The sequence below is a fragment of the Bradyrhizobium sp. USDA 4454 genome, assembly GCF_054822705.1.
In genome coordinates, this window is sequence record NZ_JBTRCN010000001.1 from 5,484,683 (window position 1) to 5,507,614 (window position 22,932).

General features: G+C 65.3%; 17 protein-coding genes and 1 pseudogene. 8 read left to right on the forward strand and 10 right to left on the reverse strand.

Translation table 11 applies throughout. The annotated features are described in order from the left end of the window. The first annotated feature begins 262 nt into the window (after nt 1-262). The gene (locus tag ACVIW0_RS25540) at nt 263-1,843 is read left to right on the forward strand and encodes a fatty acid--CoA ligase (protein ID WP_461354860.1); all 1,581 of its coding nucleotides are present in this window, start codon (nt 263-265) and stop codon (nt 1,841-1,843) included. A gap of 191 nt (nt 1,844-2,034) precedes the next feature. Here ACVIW0_RS25540 and ACVIW0_RS25545 read toward each other — a convergent pair whose 3' ends face one another. Beyond that, on the reverse strand, nt 2,035-3,309 hold the full coding sequence (locus ACVIW0_RS25545) for an acyl-CoA dehydrogenase family protein (protein ID WP_461354861.1): 1,275 nt from the start codon (nt 3,307-3,309) through the stop codon (nt 2,035-2,037). Between the two features lie 220 nt (nt 3,310-3,529). On the opposite strand from ACVIW0_RS25545, the gene ACVIW0_RS25550 reads away from it, so the two are divergent. Next, nucleotides 3,530-4,309 carry an enoyl-CoA hydratase-related protein gene (locus ACVIW0_RS25550; RefSeq protein ID WP_456755912.1) on the forward strand — a complete coding sequence of 260 codons (780 nt, stop codon included), beginning with the start codon at nt 3,530-3,532 and terminating at the stop codon, nt 4,307-4,309. A 130-nt stretch (nt 4,310-4,439) separates the two neighbouring features. Here ACVIW0_RS25550 and ACVIW0_RS25555 read toward each other — a convergent pair whose 3' ends face one another. The 3 genes and pseudogenes from ACVIW0_RS25555 to ACVIW0_RS25565 all read right to left on the reverse strand — a co-directional run bounded on the left by ACVIW0_RS25555 (nt 4,440) and on the right by ACVIW0_RS25565 (nt 6,598). Further along, nucleotides 4,440-4,817, reverse strand: coding sequence for a DUF6285 domain-containing protein (locus ACVIW0_RS25555; protein ID WP_461354862.1), 378 nt, complete (start codon nt 4,815-4,817; stop codon nt 4,440-4,442). Nucleotides 4,818-4,819: 2 nt separating this feature from the next. Next, nucleotides 4,820-5,807 (reverse strand): annotated as a pseudogene (locus tag ACVIW0_RS25560) (phosphotransferase family protein). After that, a complete protein-coding gene (locus ACVIW0_RS25565) occupies nt 5,804-6,598 on the reverse strand; it encodes an enoyl-CoA hydratase/isomerase (protein ID WP_461354863.1) in 795 nt (264 codons plus the stop codon). The pseudogene ACVIW0_RS25560 and the gene ACVIW0_RS25565 overlap by 4 nt, the downstream one beginning before the upstream one ends. A gap of 151 nt (nt 6,599-6,749) precedes the next feature. On the opposite strand from ACVIW0_RS25565, the gene ACVIW0_RS25570 reads away from it, so the two are divergent. From ACVIW0_RS25570 to ACVIW0_RS25585, 4 genes are all read left to right on the forward strand, one after another. After that, complete coding sequence (locus ACVIW0_RS25570; protein ID WP_461354864.1) at nt 6,750-7,532, forward strand: SDR family NAD(P)-dependent oxidoreductase; 783 nt, start codon at nt 6,750-6,752, stop codon at nt 7,530-7,532. Nucleotides 7,533-7,711: 179 nt separating this feature from the next. After that, on the forward strand, nt 7,712-8,986 hold the full coding sequence (locus tag ACVIW0_RS25575) for an acyl-CoA dehydrogenase family protein (protein ID WP_461354865.1): 1,275 nt from the start codon (nt 7,712-7,714) through the stop codon (nt 8,984-8,986). A 154-nt stretch (nt 8,987-9,140) separates the two neighbouring features. Then, entirely contained in the window at nt 9,141-9,758 is a 618-nt protein-coding gene (locus tag ACVIW0_RS25580; protein ID WP_461354866.1) for a flavin reductase family protein, read from the forward strand. A 14-nt stretch (nt 9,759-9,772) separates the two neighbouring features. Next, the gene (locus ACVIW0_RS25585; protein WP_461354867.1) at nt 9,773-10,048 is read left to right on the forward strand and encodes a GNAT family N-acetyltransferase; all 276 of its coding nucleotides are present in this window, start codon (nt 9,773-9,775) and stop codon (nt 10,046-10,048) included. 106 nt (nt 10,049-10,154) lie between these two features. Here the strand turns inward: ACVIW0_RS25585 and yghU are convergent, their stop codons facing one another. After that, complete coding sequence (gene yghU, locus ACVIW0_RS25590) at nt 10,155-11,027, reverse strand: glutathione-dependent disulfide-bond oxidoreductase (protein ID WP_461354868.1); 873 nt, start codon at nt 11,025-11,027, stop codon at nt 10,155-10,157. 275 nt (nt 11,028-11,302) lie between these two features. Here yghU and ACVIW0_RS25595 point away from each other — a divergent pair, with 275 nt between their 5' ends. Next, the gene (locus ACVIW0_RS25595; protein WP_461354869.1) at nt 11,303-12,436 is read left to right on the forward strand and encodes a nitronate monooxygenase; all 1,134 of its coding nucleotides are present in this window, start codon (nt 11,303-11,305) and stop codon (nt 12,434-12,436) included. A gap of 140 nt (nt 12,437-12,576) precedes the next feature. Further along, nucleotides 12,577-14,088, forward strand: a complete 1,512-nt coding sequence (locus tag ACVIW0_RS25600) for an acetyl-CoA acetyltransferase (RefSeq protein WP_461354870.1) — start codon at nt 12,577-12,579, stop codon at nt 14,086-14,088. 132 nt (nt 14,089-14,220) lie between these two features. Here the strand turns inward: ACVIW0_RS25600 and ACVIW0_RS25605 are convergent, their stop codons facing one another. From ACVIW0_RS25605 to otnI, 5 genes are all read right to left on the reverse strand, one after another. Then, nucleotides 14,221-15,423, reverse strand: coding sequence for an efflux RND transporter periplasmic adaptor subunit (locus tag ACVIW0_RS25605; RefSeq protein ID WP_461354871.1), 1,203 nt, complete (start codon nt 15,421-15,423; stop codon nt 14,221-14,223). Beyond that, nucleotides 15,410-18,589 carry an efflux RND transporter permease subunit gene (locus ACVIW0_RS25610; RefSeq protein WP_461354872.1) on the reverse strand — a complete coding sequence of 1,060 codons (3,180 nt, stop codon included), beginning with the start codon at nt 18,587-18,589 and terminating at the stop codon, nt 15,410-15,412. The genes ACVIW0_RS25605 and ACVIW0_RS25610 overlap by 14 nt, the downstream gene beginning before the upstream one ends. 390 nt (nt 18,590-18,979) lie before the next feature. Then, complete coding sequence (locus ACVIW0_RS25615) at nt 18,980-20,671, reverse strand: methyl-accepting chemotaxis protein (protein WP_461354873.1); 1,692 nt, start codon at nt 20,669-20,671, stop codon at nt 18,980-18,982. 169 nt (nt 20,672-20,840) lie between these two features. Further along, nucleotides 20,841-22,142, reverse strand: coding sequence for a 3-oxo-tetronate kinase (otnK, locus tag ACVIW0_RS25620; RefSeq protein WP_461354874.1), 1,302 nt, complete (start codon nt 22,140-22,142; stop codon nt 20,841-20,843). Beyond that, complete coding sequence (gene otnI / locus ACVIW0_RS25625; RefSeq protein WP_461354875.1) at nt 22,139-22,921, reverse strand: 2-oxo-tetronate isomerase; 783 nt, start codon at nt 22,919-22,921, stop codon at nt 22,139-22,141. Before otnI ends, otnK begins: the two co-directional genes overlap by 4 nt. Between the last annotated feature and the right edge of the window lie 11 nt (nt 22,922-22,932).

Here is a 22,932-nt window from a genome sequence, read left to right on the forward strand (position 1 = left end):
CAACTGTCGTCCCGGCGAAGGCCGGGAACCATAACCGCCGCTGCGCTTGATTGCGCACGCTGTGGCCACAGCGCGCTCGACAACGCAATCCTGTGATTATGGGTCCCGGGTCGCGCGGAGCCTGTCATCGGGCGGCGCTTCGCGCCGACTCGTTGGCTTGCCCGGGACGACGTTGTTGAGGCGGCTTACTTCCTCTGCATTGTTTTTCCCGCGCGATGCCGTCACACTCCGCGCAACCAAAACAAGACGTCACGGGGGAAACATGTCCGACGCGCCGAAGCTGACCAACCTTGCCGACATGGTGCGCGACCGCGCCAAGAGCCGCGGCGATGCGCTGGCCTATGAGTTCGAGGGACGGCAGACCTCCTTCGCCGAGTTCGACGTCAAGACCAACCGCGTCGCCAACGCGCTGATCGCGATGGGCCTCAAGAAGGGCGAGCGCATCGCCTATCTCGGCAAGAACAGCGACTTCTATTTCGAACTCTTGATGGGCGCGATGAAGGCCGGCGTGGTGATGGCGCCGGTGAACTGGCGCCTCGCGGGCCCCGAAGTCGCCTTCATCGTCGATGACTGCAAGGCGCCGATCCTGTTCGTTGGTCCAGAGTTCATCACCCAGGCGCGCAACATCAAGGACAAGCTGCCGAACGTGCGCAGCATCATCACCACCGAGGGCGGCGCGCCGGAATGGCTCGACTATCTCGCCTGGCGCGACGCGCAAAGCGGCGACGACCCGCGGGTTGCAATCGCGCCGAAGGACATCGCGATCCAGCTCTACACCTCGGGCACCACCGGAAAGCCGAAGGGCGCCATGCTGTCGCACGCCAACTTCCTCAACCTCGTGCAGAGCGGCAACGAGGCCGAGAAGCCGGAGTGGAACCGGTGGACCACCGACGACGTCTCGCTGGTGGCGATGCCGATCTTCCACATCGGCGGCTCCGGCTGGGGCGTGATGGGGCTCTATCACGGCGCCCGCGGTGTGATCGCGCGCGAGTTCGACCCGACCAAGGTGCTCGACTTCATCGAGCAGTCCGGCATTACGAAACTGTTCATGGTGCCGGCGGCGATGCAGTTCGTGGTGCGGCAGCCGCGCGCGCGGCAGGTCGACTTCTCCCGCCTGAAATACATGCTCTACGGCGCCTCGCCGATCCCGGCGGCGCTGCTCAAGGAATGCATCGACGTCTTCAAATGCGGCTTCGTGCAGATGTACGGCATGACCGAAACCACCGGCACCATCGTCGCGCTGCCGCCGGAGGACCACATCGAGGGGCTCGAGCGGATGCGCTCGGCCGGCAAGGCGCTGCCCGGCGTCGAGCTTGCGATCCTCGATGAAAATGGCAAGCCGCTGCCGCCGGGCGAAGTCGGAGAGATCGCCACCCGCTCCGGCTCCAACATGGCCGGCTACTGGAATCTGCCCGAGGCGACCGCGCGCACCATCGATAGCGACGGCTGGCTGCGCACCGGGGATGCCGGCTACATGGACAAGGATGGCTATCTCTACATCCATGACCGCATCAAGGACATGATCATCTCCGGCGGCGAGAACATCTATCCGGCCGAGGTCGAGAGCGCGTTGTGCGATCATCCTGACGTGGCGGAAGCCGCGGTGATCGGCATTCCCGACGACAAATGGGGCGAGGCGGTGAAGGCCGTGGTGGTGATGAAGCCGGGCAAGAGCGCGACCGCAACCGACATCATCAACTTCACCCGCGAGCGGATCGCGGGCTACAAGACGCCGAAATCGGTCGACTTCATCCCGGCGCTGCCGCGCAACCCGTCGGGCAAGATTTTGCGGCGGAGCCTGCGTGAACCGTACTGGGCGGGCAAGGACCGGCAGGTGAATTAGCTCCCTCTGTCGTCCCGGCCAAGCGAAGCGCGAGCCGGGACCCATAACCACCGTTGTTAGCGGTGGCAATACCCTGGGGCCGCATCTCGCTCCAGCAACGACCTTCTGTGGTTATGGGTCCCTGCTTTCGCATGCTTTCGCAGGGACGACGGTGGAGAGAATGGCTCTCATCTGTCCTTCATCCTCTTAACTCAATGCTTCCCCGCTCCCATGTAGCCGAACAGGAAGCCCGCCACCTTGCGCTTCTGGATTTCCTCGCTGCCCTCGGTGATGCGATAGCGGCGGTGGTGGCGGTAGATGTGTTCGAACGGCTTGTGACGCGAATAGCCCATGCCGCCATGCACCTGCATGGCGCGGTCGGCAGCCTCGCAGCACAGCCGGTTTGCCCAGAAGTTGCACATCGAGACCCGGTCCGACAGCGTGTGCTCGACCTGCGCCTGGGTCAACTGGTCCATCTCCCAGGCGGTCTTGCGGATCAACAGCCGCAGCATCTCGGCCTGGGTGGCAAGCTCGACCAGCGGCCACTGGATCGCCTGGTTCTCGGCCAGCGCCTTGCCGAACGGCTTGCGCTCGCGCGCATATTTCACGCTCTCGTTGATGCAATAGACCGCGGCGCCGAGCGAGCTCGCCGCCTGACGGATGCGGTTCTCATGCACGAAGCATTGCGCCAGCGACAAGCCGCGGCCAACCTCGCCGAACTGCGCATCCTCGGGCACGAACACGTCGGTGAAGCTGACCCGCGGATGATCGGTCGGCATGTTGAAGGTCCACATATACTCCTCGACCTTCACGCCCGGCGATTTCGCCGGCACCAGGAAGCAGGAGATGCCGCGGGCATCGCCGTCATTGCCTGACGTGCGGGCAAACAGCGCGCAATGCGTGGCGACATGCATGCCCGTCGTCCACATCTTCTCGCCATTGATGATCCAGCCCTTGACGTTGTCACGGGTCGCCGGCACCGCCCGGGTTTCCATGTGCGTGGCGTCGGAGCCGTGCTCGGGCTCCGTGAGACCAAATGTGATGCGGTACTTGCCGGTGATCGAGCCGTCGATCATCGCCTTCTGCTCGTCGGTTCCGTACCGGTCGAGCATGGTCACGATCGGCAGATTGCCGACGATCGAGTGCTCGTTCTGCAAATCGTTGTGCAGGCCGAGCCCCTTCGAGGCAAAATGCTCGCGGATGACAGCCATCCAGAGATTGGAGCCGTCCTTGCCGCCGTAGCGTTTCGGGATCGCGAAGCGCAGATGGCCGGCGGCGTCGGCCAGGTTCTTGACCTTGCGCAGCAACAGCTCCCATTCGTGTCGCGGCAGGCCGCCCTTGTCGAAATCGGTGCGCGCCCATTCGCGGCGGTGATCGAAGAAGCGGATGTTGTCGTCAGCCGCTTCCAGCGGCTTGATCTCGCGTTCGATGAATTGATCGAGCTCGGCGAGATAGGCTGTCAGGTCAGCCGGCAGATTGAAATCCAAGGCGGTCTCTCCCGAAGATCTTGTTGATTCTGGTTTTGCGTTGAGGCGCTATCGCGCATCCGCGTTCGGATCGATTAAGGTGAGAAGCACGCCGCCAAGTCAAGCAGGCCGGTGAGGCTTGCACGCGCGGTCGCGTTGCGTAATTGGATGGCACGGACCGGTGCGCAGGCGCTAGGATATCGGCAATATTCTTCGCCGCAGAAAATCGACGGGAGCAAACATGGATCTGAAATTCTCCAAGGTGACGCGCAAGGGTCCCATCACCATCGTGACGCTGTCGCGGCCCGAGGTTTACAACGCGCTGCATATCGACGCGCATTTCGAGCTCAACAAGGTGTTCGACGAGTTCTCCGCCGATCCGGAGCAGTGGGTCGCGATCGTCACCGGCGCCGGCGACAAGGCGTTCTGCGCCGGCAACGACCTGAAATGGCAGGCGGCCGGCGGCAAGCGCGGCTGGGACAAGGGCGGCTTCGCCGGGCTCACCACCCGCTTCGATTGCGACAAGCCGATCATCGCCGCCGTCAACGGCGTCGCGATGGGCGGCGGGTTCGAGGTCGCGCTGGCCTGCGACCTGATCATCGCCGCGGAGAATGCGACCTTCGCCCTGCCCGAACCGCGCGTCGGTCTCGCCGCGCTCGCCGGCGGCCTGCAACGGCTGCCGCGCCAGATCGGATTGAAGCGCGCCATGGGCATGATCCTGACCGCGCGCCATGTCAGCGCCAAGGAGGGCCTCGAGCTCGGCTTCGTCAACGAGGTGGTGCCGCAGGGCGAGGCGCTGGCTGCCGCCGAGCGCTGGGCCGAGACCATCACCAAGAACTCGCCGATGTCGATCCGCGCCTCCAAGCAGGCGATCCAGAAGGGCCTCGAAGTCTCGCTCGAGCAGGCCATGACCGAGCAGCGCGAATATCCCGCGGTGAAGGCGATGGCCGCCTCGCAGGATTACATCGAGGGCCCGAAGGCGTTTTCGGAGAAGCGGCCGCCGAAGTGGCTGGGGCGGTAATCGCATTCCTCCTCCCGTCATTCCGGGGCGATGCGCAGCATCGAGCCCGGAATCCATAACCACCATCGTGAGTATGGATTCCGGGCCTGCGCCTTGCGGCGCATCCCGGAATGACGAGTTTTGGTATCCGCTACGCCTTATTTCCCAACTCCCGCTTGTAGGACGCGTAGTTCGGCTGGTCGACGGCGAGCTTGTCCATCGTGGTCTGCCAGAGATGCTCCGATAGCCCCGGCGTTGTCAGATCGACCTCGCCGCTTGCGATCCTCTCCGACAGCGCGCGGTTCAGCTCCATCAGCGAGCCGTCGGCACCGAGCAGCGCCTTCAGCCGCGTGGCTTCGGTCGCATCGCCGGCCTCGGCAAGTGCGAGCTGCCGCGTCACCAGGTCGAGCGCGTTGATGCCGACGCGGAGCTTGAAGCCGTTGTGCCCCTTGATCGCCGGCGCGATCTCGTTGCGCAGGAAATCGGCGACGGCCTTGATCAGTTCGGTGGGTGTCGGTTCGTCCTGCATGGCTATTTTCCCCGCGGAGCAAGTAACCGCAACAAATCGATCTCGGTCTCCGACGCGCGGCGCCCGATCATCGCGCGCTCCATCGAATGGTCAGGGCCGATGCGGAAGCGCTGCATCATGCCGCAGCACATCACGCCCCAGCGCAGCGTGCCCATCACTTCCCAGAACATCACGCGGTCGGGGTCGGCCTTGCGGCCGGCTTCCTCATAGCCCGCGAACAGATCCTCGCGCGTGCCGAAGCCGCCGACCGGCTTGTCGATCTTGCCGAAACGCCAGGAGTTGACACAGATCCAGCCGAGATCCTCCATCGGATCACCGAAATGCGCGAGCTCCCAGTCGAGCACCGCGCGCACCCCGTCGGGGCCGATGATCAGATTGCCGTGGCGGAAATCGCCATGCACCAGCGTCACTTCGGACGACGGGCCGGGATCGTGATCGCGCAGCCAGCGCAGCGCCAGCTCGAAACACCGGCCGCGGCCAGTTGAAGCTGTGATACTCGCGGGCGAGATCCTCGATCTCCTTGGTCGCGGTCAGGCTGCGCAGCTTCGGCAGCTTGGCCTGCGGCAGGCCATGGATGCCGGCGATGACGCGGCCGAGCTGGCGCGCCAGCATCGGCCGCGCGGCCGAATATTCCTCGTCGCGCAAAATTTTCCGCGCGATGGTCTCGCCTTCGATCCGCGCCATGATGAAGCCGCGGCCGAGGCCGTCTTCGGGCGTCAGCACGTGCATCACCTTCGGCGACGGCAGACCCGCGTCATGCGCGAGCTGCATCAGCGCGGCCTCGGCCTGGAGCCCGGCGGCGCGGCCGGGCGCGGCGCCGTAACCCGGCGGCGCGCGGCGCAGGATCGCGCCGATCGTGCCGTCCGGGTGCACGATGTCGAACGTCCAGGTCTCCTGGCTGGCCCCACCGGAGAGCTTTGCGGCGCCGGTGACGCCGGTCGCACCTGGATGAAACGCGGCGACACAGCGGGCGAGTTCGGTCTCGATCATTTGCCCTTGAACTTCGCCGGTCGCTTCTCGAGGAATGCGGTGACACCTTCCTTGAAATCCTCGGCGCTGCCCGCGATCCGCTGCGACTCGAATTCCAGATTGAGCTGATCCTCGAGGGTGTTTTCCGGGCTGTCCCAATAGAGCTTCCGGATCAGCGACAGCGCCACTGTCGGGCCGTTGGCGAGATCATGAGCGAGCTTCATCGTCTCTTCCATCAGCGCGCCGTCGTCATAGACGCGGTTGACGAGGCCCCATTCCAGCGCTTTCTCGGCCGGCAACCGCTCGCCGAGCAGCGACAGCTCGACCGAACGCGCCTTGCCGATCAGCCGCGGCAGCAGCCACGTCGAGCCGCAATCCGGCACCAGCCCGATGCGGCGGAACGCCTGCAGGAAATAGGACGAGCGCGCGCACAAAATGAGGTCGCCCATCAATGCGAAACTCATCCCGGCGCCGGCGGCCGGACCGTTCACCGCCGTCACGATCGGACAGTGCAGCTTACGCAATCGACGCAGGAACGGGTGGAACGCGGTCTCCAGCGCCGCGCCGGCATTGCTCCTGCCGGGCTTCTGCTGCTGGTTGCGGCCCTGCAGATTGGCGCCGGTGCAGAACGCCCTGCCCGCCCCCGTGATCACCAGGCAGCGCACCTCGTCGCGCTTGTCGTCGATCGCATCGAGCGCCTCGGCGAGGCCGCCGAGCATGTCGATCGAGACCGCGTTCATGACTTCCTGGTGGTCGAGCTTGAGGATCGCGACCGATCCGTCGAAGTCGAGCGTGACGTGCTTGAACTGCATGGTTTCCTCTTTGCGTCGCTTCGGCGGTTGGTACCGCGGTAGGTCGATGTTTCGACCCATATTTGATTTTTGTGCCGGGCTTGTCCATGGTCGGCGGCAGGCCCATCCGATAACGCGTGATTAGCGCGCACCAAACCAAATGGAAACCCCAATGAGTGGCATCTTCGATCTCACCGGCCGCGTCGCTGTCATCACCGGCGGCAATGGCGGCATCGGCCTCGGCATCGCGCAGGCGCTCAACGCCGCCGGTTGCAATGTCGCGATCTGGGGCCGCAACGCGGAAAAAAACGCCAATGCCGCGGCGTCGATGAAGGCCGGGCCCGGCAAGGTCGCAACCCAATTCTGCGACGTCAGCGATCCCGGCTCGGTCAAGACCGCGATGAAGGCAACCCTCGACACCTTCGGCCGCGTCGACGGCTGCTTCGCCAATGCCGGCATCGGCGGCGGCGGTCGCCGCTCCTTCATTGACCGCACCGAGGAGGAGTGGCGCAAGATGTTCGCGACCAATCTCGACGGCGTGTTTCACGTATTCCAGGCTGCGGCACGCCACATGACCGAGCGCTCCGAAGCCGGCGACAAGTTCGGCCGGCTGGTCGCGACCTCGAGCCTCGCCTCGCTGTTCGGCACCGCGCGCAACGAGCACTATGCCGGCACCAAGGCCGCGCTGAACGCGCTGTGCCGCGCGCTCGGCGTCGAGCTCGCCCGTCACGGCGTCACCGCCAACGCGATCCTGCCCGGCTGGATCAAGAGCGACATGACCGCCGGCATCATGGCCAACGACAAGTTCGTCGCCAATGTGATGCCGCGCATCCCCCTGCGCCGCTTCGGCGAGCCGAGCGATTTCGGCGGCATCGCCGTCTACCTCATGAGCAAGGCGTCGTCCTATCATACGGCGGATTGCTTTGTGATCGATGGCGGGTATACGGCGTTCTGAGTTGGCGCTTGCCGCAACACCGGTGGCGCGTCGCGAGTGCCGGCGTTCAAACAACGTTTGAAACGCCGCAGCGATATTCCGCGATGCGGTAGCGATCCTGCGAAAATGGGTGCTCGCGCTTGGCGCCGCGCGCGTCTATTGTCCGCCGCGAAACGCGCCTTCGCGAGGGAGAAAAGACAATGAAGCATGCCTATGTGCCGCGCACCACGAACTACACGCTCAATCCGGGCGACGAGCTCAACGACCTTCGGATGTCGGACAAGGTTCGCCCGCTCTACGATCATGTGAAGCAGTTCATCCGCGACACCGTCGACCCGATGTCGGTCGAGTTCTATCGCGCCGGCGAGAAGAAGACCAACCGCTGGAGCTTCACCGACGAACAGCTCGCGATCCTGCAGAAGGCCAAGGACAAGGCCAAGGAAGTCGGCCTCTGGAACTTCTTCCTGCCCGACGCCGAGACCGGCGAAGGCCTCAACAATCTCGACTACGCCTATATCGCCGCCGAGCTCGGCAAGAGCCCGCTGGCCTCGGAGACCATGAACTGCTCGGCGCCCGACACCGGCAACATGGAGGTGCTGGAGCGCGTCGGCACCAAGGCGCAGAAGGAGAAGTGGCTGAAGCCGCTGCTCAACGGCGAGATCCGCTCGGCCTATGCGATGACCGAGCCGAACGTCGCCTCCTCCGACGCCAAGAACATCTCGACCACCGCCAAGCTGGTCGGCGACGAGTGGGTGATCAACGGCGAGAAGTATTACATCTCCGGCGCCGGTGACCCGCGCTGCAAGATCATGATCGTGATGGTGAAGACCAATCCGGACGCCGCCCCGAGCAAGCAGCAGTCGCAGATCCTGGTGCCGATCGACACCCCCGGCGTCGAGATCCTCGGGCCGATGCACGTGTTCGGCCATGATCACGCACCGCGTGGCCACATGCATCTGCGCTTCAACAATTGCCGGGTGCCGAAGGAGAACATGCTGCTCGGCGAAGGCCGCGGCTTCGAGATCTCGCAGGTCCGCCTCGGACCGGGCCGCATCCATCACTGCATGCGCACCATCGGCAAGGCCGAGAAGGCGCTCGACATGATGGTGCAGCGTGGCCTGACCCGCGAAGCGTTCGGCAAGAAGATCGCCCATCTCGGCGGCAACATGCAGATCATCGCGCAGGCGCGCTGCGAAATCGAAGCGATGCGGCTGATGGTGCTGAAGGCGGCCAAGGCGATGGACGTGCTCGGCAACAAGGAAGCCCGCGTCTGGGTCTCGATGGTCAAGGCCATGGTGCCCGAGCGCGCCTGCAAGATCATCGACCAGGCGATCCAGTTGCACGGCGCCACCGGCATCTCGCAATGGTCGCCGCTCGGCGAAATGTACCAGGACGTCCGCCATCTCCGCTTCGCCGACGGTCCGGACGAGGTGCACTGGATGGTGGTCGGCCGGCATGAACTGAGCATGCCGTAGGCTGTTCTTCTCCCTCTCTCCGCTCTAGTCGGGAGAGGTGAACAAGCAGAGTCGTGGGGTGGGTTAGCGCAAGCGTAACCCGCCTTTTGCTTTCCGAACCGCCGGCGGCGGGTTACGCTGCGCTAACCCGCCCTACTCATGTTCGGATCATGCCATGGAATATGCCGCAAGCGACCTCACCCAGCGCGAACGCTACAAGGTGCTGACCTCCTTCGTGCTGCCGCGGCCGATCGCATGGGTCACAAGTCAAAGCGCCGACGGCGTGGTCAACGCGGCGCCGTTCTCGTTCTTCAACGTGTTCTGCGAGGACCCGCCGCTCTGCATGTTCGCGGTCAACCGCCGGCCGGACGGCCGCGAGAAGGACACGATGGTCAACATCCAACGATCAGGCGAGTTCGTGGTCAATCTGACCGACGAGCCGCTGGCGCGCGCGATGCACGAGAGTTCGGGCGACTTCCCGCCCGAGATCGGCGAGCCCGCCTATCTCGGGCTGAAGCTCGCGCCATCCAGCAAGATCGCGGTGCCGCGGCTCGCCGACGCGCCTTTCGCGATGGAGTGCAGGACCTGGAAGCTGATCGACGTCAATGGCGACCGCGAGCTGATCATGGGCGAAGGCATCCACTTCCACATTCGCGACGAATTGTGGGACCATGGCGCGATGCGCGTCCATATGGACCGCTACCACCCGATCGGCCGCATGTTCGCCGATCGCTACTGCCGCACCGACGACCGCGTGGTGTTTCCCGCGGCCGAGGGCGCAAAGACGAAATAGCCGAGGACAAGACCATGAGCGAAGCATTCCGGGATAACACAGCCGAGAGCCGGTTCGAGCTCGCCGTCGACGGCGCCACCGCGTTCGTGGTCTACCGCAAGACGCCGGATGCGATCACGCTAGTTCATACCGAAGTGCCGCCGGAGCTCGGCGGCCGCGGCATCGGCTCCAAGATCGCGCGTGCCACGCTCGACGCGGTCCGCGCGCAAGGCATCAAGCTCGTCGTGACGTGCGAGTTCATCCAGGGCTTCATGAAGAAGCATCCGGAGTATGAAGATTTGTTGGAGTGATGCGCGAAAGCGTAGGACGGGTTAGCCGAAGGCGTAACCCACCGATCGTTGTGAGGGGCAGGACGGCGGATTACGCCTCCGGCTAATCCGCCCTACAAAGAGACAGCTACGCCGTCCGCTCGAGCTTGTCCTGCGTCTTGGTTTCGAAATCGCTGGCGTCGTGCCGCTCGTGGAGCTGGCTCGAGGGCTCGCCCCAGGTGCGGTTGACCATGCGGCCGCGCTTCACCGCGGGCCGTGCCGCGATCGCGTCGGTCCAGCGCTGCACGTTCTTGTAGTCCTGCACCGAGAGGAATTCGCCGCCGCCGTACAGCAGGCCCTTGGCGAGGCTGCCGTACCAGGGCCACACCGCCATGTCGGCGATTGTATAGACGTCGCCCGCAAGGTACTCGTTGTCGGCGAGCCGGCGGTCGAGCACGTCAAGCTGGCGCTTCACCTCCATCGCAAAACGGTCGATGGCGTATTCGATCTTGGTCGGCGCGTACGCATAGAAATGCCCGAAGCCGCCGCCGAGATAGGGCGCCGCGCCCATCTGCCAGAACAGCCAGGAGAAGGTCTCCGCGCGGGTCTTGACGTCGGTCGGCAGGAACGCGCTGAATTTTTCTGCGAGGTAAACCAGGATCGAGCCCGATTCGAACACCCGGATCGGCTCCGGCCCGCTGCGGTCCATCAGAGCCGGGATCTTCGAGTTGGGATTGACCGCGACGAAGCCGCTGCCGAACTGGTTGCCGTCGATCTTGATCAGCCAGGCGTCGTACTCCGCGCCCTTGTGGCCGGCGGCGAGCAGCTCCTCCAGCATCACCGTGACCTTGACGCCGTTCGGCGTCGCCAGCGAATAGAGCTGCAGCGGATGGCGGCCGACCGGCAATTCCTTCTCATGGGTGGGGCCGGCGATCGGCCGGTTGATGCTGGCGAAGCGCCCGCCGCTCTCCTTGTTCCAGGTCCAGACTTTCGGCGGCTCGTAGGCAGAGGTGTCAGTCACGTCGTTGGCTCCCGGTTTCCATTTTTCCATGGTGCGGCGACCGCCGCGCCCACCCGCATGCCCGCACTAGATGGTGGGCACGCCAGGCTTTGCCCAGCCCCGCCGGATCGCATTTTCTATCCAGCGGAATGCGCTGCGAGCGATCCAGCCAAGCAGCGCCTGCACGCAAGATCGCCGCAGCCGAAACCCGCTTGGCTTCGCCGACCGTCATGCGCTAGCGTCGCAGAGGCTGATGCCAACGAGCACAAGAAACAGCCGCCGGGAGAGACCAGTCCATGAAGTCACCGATCTGCGACATGCTGGGAATCGATTTCCCCCTGCTCGCCTTCAGCCATTGCCGCGACGTGGTGGCGGCGGTGAGCCGCGCCGGCGGCTTCGGCGTGCTCGGCGCGACCGCGCATTCGCCGGAAACGCTTGAACAGGAATTGAAGTGGATCGACGCGCATGTCGACGGCAAGCCCTATGGCATCGACGTACTGATCCCGGAAAATATCTCGACCGCGGGCGAGAAGAACGTCACCTGGAAGAGCCTCGAGGCGCGCGTCTCGCAGCAGCATCGCGACTTCACCCGCAATCTCCTCAAGAAATACGACATCGAGCTGACCGCAAGGAGCGTCGCCGACAACCAGCCGCAGCCGTTCGATGCCGAGACTGCGCTGCAATTGCTCGAGGTCTCGTTCCGCCACCCGATCAGGCTGATCGCGAATGCGCTCGGCTTGCCGCCGAAGGCGATGATCGAGATGGGCCGCAAGCACGGCGTGCCGGTGGCGGCGCTGGTCGGCTCCAAGGAACACGCGCTGCGCCAGGTCGCGGCCGGTGTCGACATTCTCGTTGCGCAGGGTACCGAGGCTGGGGGCCATTGCGGCGAGGTCTCGACCATGGTGCTGGTACCCGAGGTGATCAAGGCAGTCAGGAAGATCCGCGACGTGCCGGTGCTCGCCGCCGGCGGCATCATGACCGGCAGCCAGATGGCGGCCTGCATGGCGATGGGTGCGGCCGGCGCCTGGACCGGCTCGGTGTGGCTCGCCACCGTGGAGTCGGAAACCTCGGAGATCTTCCGCGAGAAGATGATCGCGGCCTCCTCGCGCGACGCGATCCGCTCCAAGGGCCGCACCGGCAAGCCGGCACGGCAGCTCCGCTCGGTGTGGACCGATGCCTGGGACCGCGCGCCGGACAGCCCGGGCGCATTGCCGATGCCGCTGCAAAGCATCGTCAGCCGCGACGCCTTCAACGCCATCGACCGCGCAGCCGCTGCCGGCAACGAGAAGGCGCGCGATCTCGTCAGCTATTTCGTAGGCCAAGGCGTCGGCCTGATCGACAGCGTGAAGTCGGCCGGCGCCGTGGTGCAGGAGTTCAAGGAAGAGTTTGTCGAGGCCGTCGAGCACATGAACAATCTGGTGGCGGAGTAGAACACCCGCCGTCATTGCGAGGAGCGAAGCGACGAAGCAATCCATTCCATCCCCGTGCGAAGACGTGGATTGCTTCGCTCCGCTCGCAATGACGCCTAGACCAATCATCGAATCCAGTACCGCAGAGTGAAACAAGAAGAATGTCGAACAGCATGCCCGAAGACCGCATTCCCGTCATCGTCGGCGTCGGCGAGATCGTCGATCGTCCGAAGGACATCGCGGCCGGCCTCGAGCCGCTTACGCTGCTGGAAAAAGCACTGAAGCGCGCCGAGGCCGACAGCGGCGCAAGACTGCTCGCCGACCTGCAGTCGCTCGACGTCGTCAACTTCCTGAGCTGGCGCTACCGCGATCCCGAGAAGCAGCTCGCCGCACGGCTCGGCATTCAGCCTTCGCATCTTTATTACGGGCCGGTCGGCGGCGAGAGCCCGATCCGCTATCTGCACGAGGCGGCGCAGCGCATCGCGCGCGGCGAATGCAGCGTCGCCGCGGTGTGCGGCGCGGAGGCGCAGTCGACCGCGACCAAGGCGCAGCGCGCCGGCGTCGAATTGCCATGGACGCCGTTCGCGCACGACGTCGAGGAGCCGAAGCGCGGCGCCGCGTTCCAGAAGCCGATGGCTGTTGCACTCGGCGTATTCAGGCCGATCACCGTCTATCCACTCTATGAGTCCGCGACCTCGGCGCATTGGGGCCAGACGCCGCGCGAGGCGCTGAAGGAGTCGGGCGACCTGTGGTCGACCTATGCAAGGGTTGCGGCCGCCAATCCGAACTCGTGGCTGAAGAAGCAGTTCAGCGGCGACGAGATCACCACCGCAACGCCCGACAACCGGATGATCGCCTGGCCGTACACAAAGCTGATGGTGGCGAACCCGACGGTGAACATGGGCGGCGCGCTGATCCTGACCAGCCTTGCGAAAGCGCGCGCCGCCGGGGTGCCGGACGAGAAGCTGATCTATCCGCTCGGCGGCGCCTCGGCGGAGGAGCCGCGCGACTATCTGACCCGCGACCAGTTCGTCGAGAGCCACGCGCAGACCGCGGTGCTGAAGGCGGTCATGGACCTCGTCGGCGGCGACGGCAGGAAGTTCGATGCGATCGAACTCTATAGCTGCTTCCCCTGCGTGCCGAAGATGGCGCGCCGCACGCTCGGCCTCGGGCCTGACGTGCAGCCGACCGTCACGGGTGGCCTCACCTTCTTCGGTGCGCCGCTCAACACCTACATGACGCATTCGGCCTGCGCGATGGTGAGCAAATTAAGAAGCGGCGGCACGCTCGGCCTACTCTACGGCCAGGGCGGCTTCGTCACCAAGCACCACGGCCTGGTGCTGTCGCGCGCGGCGCCGACGGCCGCGCTCAAGCAGGACACCTCCGTGCAGGCGGAGGCCGACCGCAACCGGCGCAACGTGCCCGACTTTACCGCGGAAGCGGCGGGTAAAGGCAAGGTCGAGGCCTTCACCGTGATCTATCGCGCCAATGGCGAGGTCGAGCACGGCGTCGCCATGCTGCGCACCGAGGACGGCCGCCGCACGCTCGGCCGCATCCCGGCGAGCGATACGGCGACGCTGGCGCATCTCCAGGACATGGATCGCACGCCGGTCGGCAGCACCGGCAACATCGTTACCGCTGACGACGGCATGCTGGAATGGCGGGTGGGGTAGGTCTCAAAACTCGCGGCGGGCACGTAGCCCGGATGGAGCGCAGCGCAATCCGGGGGGCGCTCTGTCCGCTGATAGACCTGCCCCGGATTTCGCTTCGCTTCATCCGGGCTACGGGCCTACGGGCCCTGCGATTTAGCCTTTCACGTCCTGCTTTTCGGACGCGGTGGTCGGCTTGCCCTTGGCGCTGGCGCCGGTGACGCGGACATGATCGCCATCGGCGAGGCCGTCCGGCGGCGCGGTGATGATGCGGTCGTCGGGCGCGAGGCCGGAGGCGATCTCGATCTCCTTGCCGAGATCGCGGCCGATCTTCACGGTCTTGAACAGCACCTTGTCGTCGGGGCTGACGGTCGCGACCCGCAGGCCGCTGCTGTTGAAGATCAGCGCGCTGGCGGGAATGCTGAGCGGCGTGGACTCGCGCTGCAGATTGAGCTTCACGCTGGCATAGCTGCCCGGCATCAATTCGCCGGAGGAGTTGTCGAGCCCGAGCTGCATCCGCGTAGTGCCGGAGGCGACATCGACCGCCTGCGAGGAAGCCTCCACCGTCGCCTGGAAGCTGCGGTTCGGGTAATCCGGCAGCACCAGCGTCGCCTTGGCGCCGATCTTGATCGCCGGGACATAGTTCTGAGGCACGTTGACATAGACGCGCAGCTTGGTGATGTCGGAGATCGTGAACATCGCCGGACCCGAGTTGCCGCCGGCATTGATCAGCGCGCCGACATCGGTGTCGCGCGAAGTCACCACGCCATCGAACGGCGCCGTGATCTTCTTGTAGCCGGCGAGCGCTTCCAGCCGCTCGACATTGGCCTGGCCGGCCTTCACCGCGCCGTTCTTGTTGGAGAGGTCGGCGGTGCGCTCGTCGATCTCCTGGGCAGAAACGAAGTTCGAGGCCACCAGCGTCTTGCGCCGGTTCAGCGTCGCTTCGGAGAGTTTGGCCGAGGCCTGGGCGCTGGCGAGATCGGCGCGTGCCTGCAGCAATTGCTGGTCGAGATCGGGCGCCTCGATCTCGGCGATCACCTGGCCGGCCTTGACGCGGGCGCCGATGTCGGCGTCCCAATTCTTGAGATAGCCGGATACCCGGGCATAGATCGGCGCGCGGGAATAGGCCTCGAGCCGGCCCGGCAGCTCGATCGTCGGGCTGAGCGCGCGGGCATTGGGCAGGGCCACCGCGACGGTCGGAACGGCCTGGTCGTCGGTCCATTCCTTCAAGCGGCTATCCTGCTCCTCACGGGCGCGAATGCCGGTGCCGACGATCAGTCCGGCGCCGACCAGTGCAACCACGCCGAATATGCCCATTCTCCGGCCAGACACCGGGGGGCGCTGTTCAGTGGGCTGCATGCGGAATCTCCGATGAGGCGGCGACTTTGGCGCCTTGCTTCTTGTGTACCATACTGAATACCACGGGAACAAACATCAGCGTCGCGAAGGTTGCAAAGATCAGGCCGCCGATCACGGCCCGGCCCAGCGGCGCGTTCTGCTCGCCGCCCTCGCCCAGCCCCAGCGCCATCGGCGCCATGCCGATGATCATGGCGAGCGCCGTCATCAGCACCGGGCGGAACCGGACGAAACCAGCCTCTAGCGCCGCCGCGATGGGGTCGCCGAGCTCCTCATAGCGCTCGCGCGCAAAGCTGATCACCAGCACGCTGTTGGCGGTGGCGACGCCCATGCACATGATGGCGCCGGTGAGCGCCGGAACCGACAGCGTCGTCTCCGTCGTGAACAGCATCCAGACGATTCCGGCGAGCGCTGCGGGCAGCGCCGTGATGATCACGAACGGGTCCGACCAGGACTGGAAGTTCACCACGATCAGGAAGTAGATCAGCACGACGGCGCCGAGCAGGCCGAACAGCAGGCCGGTGAAGGCCGAGTTCATGGTCTGCACCTGGCCGAGCAGCACCACGGAGGAGCCTTTCGGCACCTCCTTGGCGGTGTCGGCGATCAGCTGACGGACGTCGGTGGCGACGCCGCCGAGATCGCGACCTTGCGTGGTGGCGTAGATCTGCACCAGCGACTGGATGTCGTATTGCGACACCACCGCGCTCGAGGTCGCGCGCTTGATGTCGGCGATGCCGCCGAGGATCGGCGCCTGGGTGTTGCCCGTCGCGGTGATCGGCAGGGTCTGCAGCGCGCTCAGCGAGTCGATCTGGTATTGCGGCGTCTGCATCACGATCGAATAGGACACGCCGTTGTCGGGATTGAGATAGTAGGTCGGCGCCACCTGCGACGAGCCGGCGAGGTTGACGACCAGGGCGTTGGTGACGTCGCGCTCGGTCAGGCCGACATATTGAGCGCGGGTGCGGTCGACATCGATGTTGAAGGTCGGGTTGTTCGGCGACTGCTGGATCCGCGCGTCGGCGATGCCCGGAATCCGCTTGATCTTGGCCAGCAGCTTGTTGGCATAGGCGAAGTTGGCCTCGATATTGGCACCGCGGATCTGCAGATCGATCGGCGCCGGCGCGCCGAAGTTGAGGATCTGGCTGACGATGTCAGCCGGCAGGAAGGAGAAGCTGGTGCCCGGGAACAGCCGAGGCAACTGCTCGCGCAGCGTTCGCACATGTTGCTCGGTCGGTTTGTGACCTTCCTTCAGCTTGATCTGGATGTCGGCATCCTGCGGCCCGATCACGCCGGTGTTGTTGTAGGTCATGTTGATGCCGGAAATCGGCATGCCGATGTTGTCGGTCATGGTCTCGATCTCGCCGGGGACCAGCTTGCGGATCGCCTTCTGGACGTCAGCCATCTGGTTGGCGGTTTCCTCGACGCGGGTGCCGACCTGGGTGCGGACGTGCATCAGGATGTTGCCGGCATCGACGGCAGGGAAGAAGTTGCGCCCGAGGAATGGCACCAGCAGGAACGACGCGGCGACGACCGCGAGGAAGCCGCCGACGAACACCTTGCGGTGGCCGAGCGCCATCGCCAGCAGGCCGCGATAGCCGGCGCGGATCCGCTCGAACCGGGCCTCGAAACCGCGCTGGAACCAGACAAAAGGATTGCGCGACTTCGGCGGCGCGCCCTCGTGATGGACATGCGGCTGAAGCAGAAAGTTCGCCATCGTCGGCACCAGGGTGCGCGACAGGATGAACGACCAGAGCATCGCGAACATCACAGCTTCGGCCATCGGCACGAACAGGAAGCGGGCGACACCAGTGAGGAAGAACATCGGCACGAACACGATGCAGATACAGAGCAGCGAGACGAAGGCCGGCGTCACGATCTGGTTGGCGCCGTCGAGGATCGACTGCTCGACCGGCTTGCCCTGCTCCAGATGATAATTGATGTTCTCGATCGTCACCGTGGCGTCGTCGACCAGGATGCCGACCGCGAGCGCGAGGCCGCCGAGCGTCATGATGTTCAGCGTCTCGCCGATCGCCGACAGCATGATGATGGCACCCAGCACCGACAGCGGGATCGACACCGCGATGATGATGGTGGAGCGCCAGCTGCCGAGGAACAACAAGATCATGACGCTGGTCAGGAGCGCTGCGATCACGCCCTCGAAGGCGACGCCGGTGATCGCGCCGCGGACGAACACCGACTGGTCACCGATGAAGCCGATCTTGAGCGCGTCCGGCAGCTGGTCCTTGACGTCGATCACCTTCTGCTTGATGCCGGCGATGATATCCAGCGTCGAGATCGCGCCGGCCTTCAGCACCATCATCAGCACCGAGCGGTTGCCGTCGACATGGACGATGTTGGTCTGCGGCGGGTTGCCGTCGCGGACGGTGGCGACGTCGCGGACATAGACCATCGCGCCGTTGACCTGCTTGATCGGCAGGTCGCCGAGCTCCTCCATCTTGAGGGGCGAGTTGTTGAGGTTGATGGTGTATTCGAAGCCGCCGATCTTCTGGGTGCCGACCGGCGTGATCAGGTTCTGCGCGGCGAGCGCGTTGGCGACGTCCTGGCCCGAAAGGCCGCGGGCCTGCAGGGCGGTCGAGTTGAGGTCGATCTGGACCTGGCGCTGCTTGCCGCCGAACGGATACGGAATCGCGGCGCCGGGCACCGTGACCAGCGGGGTGCGCAGCTGGTTGATGCCGATGTCGGCGAGGTTCTGCTCGGTCAGGCCTTCGCCCGACAGCGCGACCTGGATGATCGGAACCGTAGAGGCGCTGTAGTTCAGGATCAGCGGCGGCGTTGCGCCCGGCGGCAACTGCTTGAGCAGGGTCTGCGAGATCGCGGTGACCTGGGCATTGGCGGTGCGGATGTCGACATTGGGCTGGAAGAAGATCTTGACGATGCCAAAGCCGTTATAGGAGTTGGCGACGATGTGTTCGATGTCGTTGACCGTCGTGGTCAGCACACGTTCGAACGGGGTGGTGATGCGCCCGGACATCTGGTCCGGCGGCAGGCCGGTGTACTGCCAGACCACGCCGATCACGGGGATGCGGATTTCGGGAAAGATGTCGGTCGGCGTGCGCAGCGCCGCCAGCGGTCCGATAATCAGCAGCAGGATCGCGAGCACGACGAAAGTATATGGCCGGCTCAGCGCGATACGGACCAGTGCGATCATAAAAGCAGCGTTCCCGAAATGAAGCCCGCCCAGGCAGAGGAATCGGCATTGCAAAAGCCGTTCCGATAACGGCCGATTTACCCGATGCCGGGCAAAACGCCAACCTGCGCAGCCGCGGCGGCCTTTCACTTCCTTGGCATAGCGCAGTGAACACGCGCGCTTCGATCGACCGTGCGGGCGGCGTGCCGTCAATCGGCCCTCGGATCATCGGCAAAAAGAGACGGCTCTGCTGCGAATGCGAGCAACCCGAGCACGCCGTTGCGGCCGCCAGTAGGCTAGCGCATCGCAGCTCTGCGAAAATGCAAAGCGTGGTGGTGCGCCGGCCGGCCCACCACGCTGCGACGAGCTGCCCGGAGAACGATCCCGGTCGCCGGTCCGATTGGCGCCGGTTCAGGCGGCGCGGACGGCCTCGAGGAACTTGCCGACCTCGAGCTTGAGGCGGTTGCTGTCGCCCGACAGCGACTGTGCCGCCGACAGCACCTGGCTGGAAGCCGAGCCGGTTTCGTTGGCGCCGTGCTGCACGTCGGTGATGTTGGCCGAGACCTGCTGGGTGCCCTGCGCCGCCTGCTGCACGTTGCGGGAAATCTCCTGCGTCGCCGCGCCCTGCTCTTCGACGGCAGCGGCGATGGTCGACGAGATCTCCGACAGCTTCTCGATGGTCGACGAGATCTCCTTGATGGCGCCGACCGACTCCTGGGTCGCGGTCTGGATGCCGGCGATCTGCTGGCCGATCTCGCCGGTCGCCTTGGCGGTCTGCTCGGCGAGCGCCTTCACCTCGGACGCCACGACCGCGAAGCCGCGGCCGGCCTCGCCGGCGCGCGCCGCCTCGATGGTGGCGTTCAGCGCCAGCAGATTGGTCTGGCCGGCAATCGTGTTGATCAGCTCGACCACGTCGCCAATGCGTGCGGCGGCCTTCGACAGCTCGCTGACGCGATCATTGGTGGTGCGCGCCTGGCCGACGGCGTCGCCGGCCATCCGCGCCGATTCCTGCACCTGGCGGCTGATCTCGGTCACCGACGACGACAGCTCCTCGGTCGCCGAGGCCACCGACTGGACGTTGGTCGAGGCTTCCTCGGACGCGGCGGCAACCGACGTGGTCAGTTCCTGCGAACGGCGGGCGGTCGACGACAGCGTGCTGGCGGAGGCTTCGAGCTGGGTCGAGGCCGACGACACGGTCTGCACGATCTCGCCGATCATCTGCTCGAAATTGCGGGTGATGGCATCGACCCGGCGGCCGCGCTCGATCTTGGCTTCGGCATCGGCGGCGGCAGCTTCGTCCGCCGCCTTCTTGGCGATCAGGGCTTCCTTGAACACCTGCAGCGTATCGGCCATCGCGCCGATCTCGGTCTTCTCGCCCTGGTGCGGCACGTCTGCGGTGAGGTCACCGCGCCCCAGCGCCTGCATCGGCGTGATGATCGACGCGATACCGGCAGACACGTCACGAACCAGGTAGAAGCTGACGCCGATGCCGATCAGGACGGCGCCGCCGAGGATCGCCGCGAGCAGCATGAAGGCCGAATTGTAGCTGTCGGCGGCATCCTGCGCGGCCTTGTCGGCCCCGGTGTTGTTATAGGCGATGTCCTTGTTGAGAATTTCGTCCGCCTCAAGGCCGATCTTGTTCACGACCTGGGTGTTGAGCTCATGCGCGTCGTGGGCAATCTTGCCGGCGTCCCGGCGCGACAGCTCCATCACCTGCTCGGTACCCTTGCGGTACTTGTCCCAGGTCTCGACCCACTGATTGTAGAACGCCCGTTCGCCCGCGGTCGTGATCATCGGCTCATAGGCCGTACGCGCCTTGGCGATCATCTCGATCACGGTGGCCAGCGTCTTTTCCTGCGCCAGCTTGGTTTCGGCCGTCTCGGCAAGCATGTGCTCGCGGATCACGTTGCGATAGGTGATGACTCCGGCGCGCAGCTCGCCGAGCATGCGCACGCTCGGCAGCCAGTTGGTCGTGATGTCGACCGTGTTGGCATTGATCGCCCGCATATTCCAGACTGCAAGTAGGCCCATGCCCGTCAGCGCGACGAGCAGGAATGCAACCGCGGCAATGATCTTGGCGCGGATCGAGAATTTGGCGAACATCGTGAGTCTCTTGGACGCGGGCTCGCGAAGCCCAATCGAATGGCTCGGGGCGCGGCGGTGCGCCGCACGCATCAAAGCCAGTCCCGCTCCTTAAGTAGGGTTAATTTGGCTCCCCGTTGAACTACTGAGATGCGCTGTCACCGCGCTGACATGATGTGCGGCGGCCGCATCACGGCATCAATGCGAGCGCGTCCGAGAAGAACTCCGGCCCGCCGAAATTGCCTGATTTCAGGGCGAGCACCATCGCGCCGGTCTTGGTGCCGGTCTTGGTGCCGACCGCGCGCAGAACCGGCACGCCCGCGGCGATTTCCGCGCCGACCAGGAATCCCGGGATGCCGAGGCGATCGACCACGGCGCCCGAAGTTTCACCACCGGCGACCACCAGCCTGTGCACACCCGACTGCACCAGACCATCCGCGATGTCGGCCATGGCCTGCTCGATGGCACGTCCGGCTGCATCGCGGCCATGACGCGATTGCAGAGCGGCCACCTCGTCCGGGGTCGAGCTGCTCGCGATCAGGATCGAACCTGCCGCGAGCTTTTCCCTGGCCCAAGCGAGCGCGCGCTGCGCTTCGTCCTTGCCGGCGACCACCCGCTCGGGATCGAGGTGCAGGACCGGCATCACCTTCTCGGCGTTGGCAATCTGGCGCAGGGTTGCCTGCGAGCAACTGCCGGCGAGGCAGGCCGCCGGGCCGCCGACTGCCGCCGCGGGCTGCGCGTCGGCGGCGTTCGACCGGGCCTCGCCGGCGGCGACCAGCGCCCGCGCCAGCCCGAGTCCGATCCCGGAAGCGCCGACCGACAGACGATGATCCAGCGCCACCTGCCCGATGGTCTCGAGATCGCGGTCGAACACCGCGTCGATGATGGCAGCGCCGATGCCGCTTTGCGCGAGCTCGGCGAGCCTTGCGCGCACCGCCGCCGCGCCGCGGCTCAAGGTCGCGAGATCGACCAGGCCGACTTTGGTCTTGCTCTGGCGCGCCAGCACCCGGACCAGATTGGAATCATGCATCGGGTTGAGCGGGTGGTCCTTCAACGGGCTCTCGTTCAACGGCACGGAGCCGACGAACAGATTGCCTTGGTAGATGGTGCGGCCGGTTTCCGGGAACGCCGGCGTCACCAGCACGATGCTGTCCTTGGAGTCGGCGCGCAGCGCGTCCATTACCGGGCCGATATTGCCGGCGTCGGTGGAATCGAAGGTCGAGCAGATCTTGAACAGGATGTGCTTGGCGCCACGGCCGCGCAGCCAGGCCTCCGCCGCGCGCGAACGCGTCACGGCGAGGCCGGCCTCGATCGAGCGGCTCTTCAGCGATACCACGACGGCGTCGACCTCGGGCAGCGCAAGATCGTCAGCGGGCACGCCGATGGTCTGCACCGTGCGCAGCCCGGCGCGGGTCAGCGTGTTGGCAAGGTCGGAGGCGCCGGTGTAGTCGTCGGCGATGCAGCCAAGGGACAGCTTTCCGGCTGAGGTCACGGCTTCACTCCGGTATAAGGCTTGAACCAGGCCAGACCGTCGGTGGTCTTGCCGCGCGGATTGTATTCGCAGCCGACGAAGCCGCCATAGCCGAGCCGGTCGAGCTCGCCGAACAGGAACGGATAGTTCAGCTCCTCGCCGTCGGGCTCGTTGCGCGAGGGGATCGAGGCGATCTGGATGTGGCCGATGATCGGCATCATCTCGCGCAGCCGCATCGTGACGTCGCCATGGATGATCTGGCAGTGGTAGATGTCGAATTGCAGCTTGAGGTTCGCAATTCTGAGCTCGTTGATCAGGTCGCGCGCGAACAGGAAATCGTTGAGGAAGTAGCCGGGTACGTTGCGCGGATTGATCGGCTCGATCACGACGTCGAGGCCGTGCGGCGCGAAGACCTCGGCGGCATAGGCGACCGACTTGCGAAATGCCGCAACCGCCCTGGCATCGCTGCGGTCGGCGATCCCCGCCATCAGATGCACCCGCTTGACGCCGGTCGCCTGCACATAGGGCAGCGCGGTCTTCAGGCTCGCCTGCAGATCGGCGAAGCGATCAGGCAGCGCGGCAAAACCCCTCTCGCCGGCGTTCCAGTCGCCCGGCGGCAGGTTGAACAGCGCCTGCGTCAGTCCATTGCCTTTGAGCCGCTTGCCGACCTCCTCGGCCGGATGGTCGTAAGGAAACAGGAACTCGACCGCGGTGAAGCCCGCTTTCGCGGCCGCCTCGAAGCGGTCGAGAAACGGGACCTCGTTGAACATCATGGTGAGGTTGGCGGCAAAGCGGGGCATCGCAAAATCCT